The organism is Burkholderia sp. AU4i (genome assembly GCF_000466765.1).
GTDB classification, from domain to species: Bacteria; Pseudomonadota; Gammaproteobacteria; order Burkholderiales; family Burkholderiaceae; genus Burkholderia; species Burkholderia cepacia.
In genome coordinates this window covers 1-581 of sequence record NZ_ASSI01000438.1, presented here as the reverse complement: position 1 = coordinate 581, position 581 = coordinate 1, and the positions used below count along the sequence as shown (strand labels likewise).

Here is a 581-nt window from a genome sequence, read left to right as displayed (position 1 = left end):
GGCGGCGGTTGTGGTGGCGGTCTTCCGCGATGTTCGCGAGGTGCGAGAAATAGCTGAACGCGCGCACGACGCTCACCGTCTGCTCCGGCGTCAGCTTGCGCAGCTTCTTCTCGAGCGTCTGCGCGGCTTCGCTGTCGTCCTCGCGGCGGAACTTGACGGCGGTCTGGCGGATCGTCTCGACGACGTCGAACACGGTGTCGCCTTCCTGCTCGCGCACGACGTCGCCGAGCAGGCGGCCGAGAAAGCGGATGTCGTCGAACAGCGGGCCGTCCTTGTCGTCGCGCGTGCGGGTGCCGGCCTTCGTCGCACCGGCCGTGCGGGCGGCCGGGCCGGCGGCCTTCGTCGTGCGTTTTGTCTGACGTATCGGGTCTTTCGGTTTCGTTGCCGTTTTCGCACGGCCGTTCGCGGCGGTGGCGACGGTGTCCGTCGAGGCGTCGGAGGAGGACAGGGCAGCATTGCGGCGCGCCGTACGCGCCGATCCGGAAGACTTCACGATGGGTTTCCTTGGGAAAGCTCGAGTCAAAAGGAACTGCGGAAACTGCGAAACTGCGGTCAAGCAACCAGCTACGTGCGGCACATCC

At 66.6% G+C, this 581-nt stretch carries 1 protein-coding gene; it reads right to left on the bottom strand.

From position 1 onward, the window contains the following. A partial coding sequence (locus tag L810_RS43355) for a phosphoenolpyruvate carboxylase (RefSeq protein WP_042978481.1) occupies nucleotides 1–493 on the bottom strand: 493 nt, incomplete at its 3' end. Nucleotides 494–581 lie beyond the last annotated feature (88 nt).